Genomic DNA, 3,258 nt, shown 5'->3' with positions numbered 1-3,258 from the left:
CCGGGCCTGCGGGAACAACCTCGACGCGAGCGAGACCTGCCGGACCGGCAGCACCAGGTCGAACCGGCCCCACCGGATGGTGATCGGCAGCTCCTCGTCCACCGGCGCGGAGAACAGGAACGTCCTGCGGTCCGCCCGGTCCAGCACGGTGTTGCTGATGATCGCCTCGCCGTCGATCGCCGCCGCCTCGGCGGGGTACCGCCACGGCCGAGCGCAGAACGCGGCCATCATCACCGCACGGCCCGCCGCCCTCTCGGTCACCACGGGGATGTGACGGCCCAGCTTCCCGGCCGCCCGGCGCAGACTGTGGAACACGGTCATCGTGTAGCGCCACTCGGCGTCGGACCGGAAGAACCCGGCGGGCGAGAGCGCGGTGACACTGCTCGCCAGGCCACGGGCCCCCAGCTCCAGTGCGAGGAAGCCGCCGAGCGAGTTCCCGACGACGTGGGGGCGCTCCCCGTCCGGCACGACCTCCGCGATGAGCTCAGTCAATTGGTCCATCATGTACTCGAGCACGTCACCCGCGTCGGGGAGATCCGCCGACTCCCCGTGTCCGGGCAGGTCCACCACCACCAGCCGGAACCGGTCCGCCAGGAGCGGGACGACCGAGTCCCACGCGTGCGCACGGTGGCAGACACCGTGCATGAGGATGATCGTGGGACCGGAACCGGTGATCTGGTGATACAAATCCATGCCGAGAGTATCCCTCACGGCCCGGGATGACGCCCCATAACCGCCCCGGAACGTGCTTACATCTCCCATGCGACCGAGGGGACGAACGGGTCAGGGGGCACGGCGTGGACACTGTGACGAGCGGACTGGCGACGGAGTTCCGGCCCATCCTCCTCAGGCTGGACCTTCTGGTCCGGCGGCAGAACACCCAGTACGCCCTCAGCCGCGCACAGACCTCGATCCTCTACACGCTCGCCTGCCACGGGCGGCTGCGGATGAGCGACCTGGCCCGGTTGGAGAACGTCCGGGTCCCGACGACCAGCAATTCCGTGACCGTGGTGGAGAGCATGGGCTACGTGGAGCGCGTGCGGGACCACTCGGACGGCCGCGGCGTCTGCGTGGAGCTCACCGACCTCGGGCGGGCACGGATCGACCAGGTGCTCGAGGCGCGCGACCAGGACTTCGCCGATCACCTGTCCCGCCTGTCCCCGGAGCACCGGGAGACGCTGTCGGCGGCGGTCCCCGCCCTCAACGCACTCCTGGACGCCTTCGACGGGACCGCGACCGCCCGCTGAGCCTCCGCGGCGTCTACCCTCACCGGACATGGGCACAGTCATGATCACCGGCGCCTCGCGCGGGATCGGCGCGGCCACGGCCAGGGCGCTCGAGTCGGATCACGACCTGATCCTGGTGGGCCGCGACGCCGACGCACTGGCGTCGGTGGCCCGCTCCTGCAGATCCGCCCGGGTGGTGACCGCGGATCTGACGACGGTCGACGGGGTGTCATCGGTCGCCGACGGGATCACCTCCCTCGACGGGGTGGTCCACTGCGCCGGGGTGGCCGACCTCGGGCGGATCGACGAGTCGGACGCCGCCGAGTGGCGTCGCGCGTTCGAGATCAACGTCCTCGCGGTGGTCGAGCTCACCCGGGTGTTGCTCCCGGCGCTCCGCGCGGCCCGCGGCCACGTCGTCGTCATCAACTCCGGTGCCGGGACCACCGCCAAGCCGGGCTGGGGCTCCTACAGTGCCTCCAAGTTCGCGCTGCGCGCCGTCACCGACACCCTCCGCGGCGAGGAACCGGCCCTGCGCGTCACCTCGATCCATCCGGGACGCGTGGACACCGACATGCAGCGGGCGATCGTCGCCGCCGAGGGCGGGAAGTATGACCCGTCGGCCCACCTCAGCCCGGACTCCGTGGCCACCGCGGTGCGCCACGCCCTCGACTCGGGGCCCGACGCCCACCCGACCGAGGTGGTTCTGCGACCCCGGCGCCACTGAGATCCCCTCGACCCGGTGGGCACGCGCGCGATCCCACCGCCGGACCGCTGCGCATGTCGTAACGTCCAGCACCATGGTCGGCACCGACACCCCGCTGCGCATCACCGTCATCGGTGCGGGCGTGGTCGGGTGTTATCTGGGCGGCAGGCTCGCCCGCCACGCCGACGTGACGCTGGTCGGGCGCCCTCATGTCCTCGACCCGATCCGCGCGGTCGGACTCACCGTGGAGTCCGGTGAGGGCGTGGAGGACCGCCTCCACGTGCCCGCCGAGGCGCTCACCCTGGCCGAGACGCCGGTGGCCGTCCGACGCTCGGACGTGGTGCTCGTGTGCACCAAGGCCGGCTCCACCGCCTCCGCCACCGCCGAGTTCGTCCCGTACCTGCGTCCGGGATCCCTGGTGGTGGGCCTGCAGAACGGACTGCACTCGGCCGATCTGATCCGCGAGGGCGTGGACGCCACACCGGTGATCGCCGGGATCATCCCCTTCAACGTCGCGCGGACCGGCCCCGCGACCTACCGTCGGACCAGCACCGGGGAGATCCGGATCGCCGAGCATCCCCTCGCCGCCCCGCTCCTGCGCGTGATGGAGGAGGCCGATCTCCGGGTGCGCGCGACCGACGACATCCAGGCGGTACTGCACGGCAAGGTCCTGCTGAACATGAACAATGCGGTCCAGGCGTTGTCCGGCCTCCCGCTGAGGACCGAACTCCTCGACCGGGACCTGCGCAGATGCGTCGCGCTCTGTCAGGCCGAGGCCAACCGGGTCTTCACCGCCGCCGGAGTGGTGTCCCGGGTACCCATCGCGGTACCCGCCGGCATGCTGCCGGCCGTCATGCGGCTGCCCACCCCGGTGTTCCGCAGGCTCGCCAGGGCGGTCATGCGGGTCGACGCCGACGGGACGTCGTCGATGAACGACGACCTGGTCCGGGGCCGACCGACCGAGATCGACATCCTCCAGGGGGAGGTGGTGCGGATGGGTCGGTACCTCGGTGTCGAGACGCCGGCGTGTGCGCACATGGTCGAGCTGGTGCACGAGGCCGAACGGGCCGGACCCGATCGCCGCCAGTGGACCGGCAAGGCACTTCTCGCGGAACTCCAGCGGGCACGGCGACGCGCACGACGGCTGGCGCGACTGCAACTCTAGGGCGGGCAGTCGGCCCGCGGCTGCAACTCTAGGGCGGGCAGTCGGCGAGGGGCGGCAACTCTGGGTCAGGTGCCCGGCCCCGGCCCGGCACCTCAGGACGACGCGCGCCGCAGGAGCTCTGCATGCCGGTCCGCCGGGGTGCGACGCGGGCAGCCGGCGCACTT

4 protein-coding genes are annotated in these 3,258 nt (G+C 71.7%); 3 read left to right on the top strand and 1 reads right to left on the bottom strand.

What is annotated here, in order from left to right; translation table 11 throughout:
- Positions 1 to 693, bottom strand: a 693-nt coding sequence (locus G6022_RS06190) for an alpha/beta fold hydrolase (RefSeq protein ID WP_182691188.1), incomplete at its 3' end; no start/stop codon positions are given.
- 104 nt (positions 694 to 797) lie between these two features.
- Between G6022_RS06190 and G6022_RS06185 the strand changes: the two genes are divergently transcribed.
- The 3 genes from G6022_RS06185 (at position 798) to G6022_RS06175 (ending at position 3,094) form a co-directional block, all read left to right on the top strand.
- On the top strand, positions 798 to 1,247 hold the full coding sequence (locus G6022_RS06185; protein WP_259844083.1) for a MarR family transcriptional regulator: 450 nt from the start codon (positions 798 to 800) through the stop codon (positions 1,245 to 1,247).
- Positions 1,248 to 1,275: 28 nt separating this feature from the next.
- Positions 1,276 to 1,950, top strand: coding sequence for an SDR family oxidoreductase (locus tag G6022_RS06180; protein ID WP_182610834.1), 675 nt, complete (start codon positions 1,276 to 1,278; stop codon positions 1,948 to 1,950).
- Positions 1,951 to 2,023: 73 nt separating this feature from the next.
- The gene (locus tag G6022_RS06175; protein ID WP_182610833.1) at positions 2,024 to 3,094 is read left to right on the top strand and encodes a 2-dehydropantoate 2-reductase; all 1,071 of its coding nucleotides are present in this window, start codon (positions 2,024 to 2,026) and stop codon (positions 3,092 to 3,094) included.
- Positions 3,095 to 3,258 lie beyond the last annotated feature (164 nt).

Source organism: Dietzia sp. Cai40 (genome assembly GCF_014145165.1).
GTDB lineage: Bacteria > Actinomycetota > Actinomycetes > Mycobacteriales > Mycobacteriaceae > Dietzia > Dietzia natronolimnaea.
Note: the sequence above shows the minus strand (reverse complement) of the source record. Positions and strands in the feature narration are given on the sequence as shown.

What these genes read in the sequence shown, in the direction of transcription:
- G6022_RS06175 (WP_182610833.1), top strand. Translation starts at nt 2,024, where the DNA reads ATGGTCGGCACCGACACCCCGCTGCGCATCACCGTCATCGGTGCGGGC.
- G6022_RS06180 (WP_182610834.1), top strand. Translation starts at nt 1,276, where the DNA reads ATGGGCACAGTCATGATCACCGGCGCCTCGCGCGGGATCGGCGCGGCC.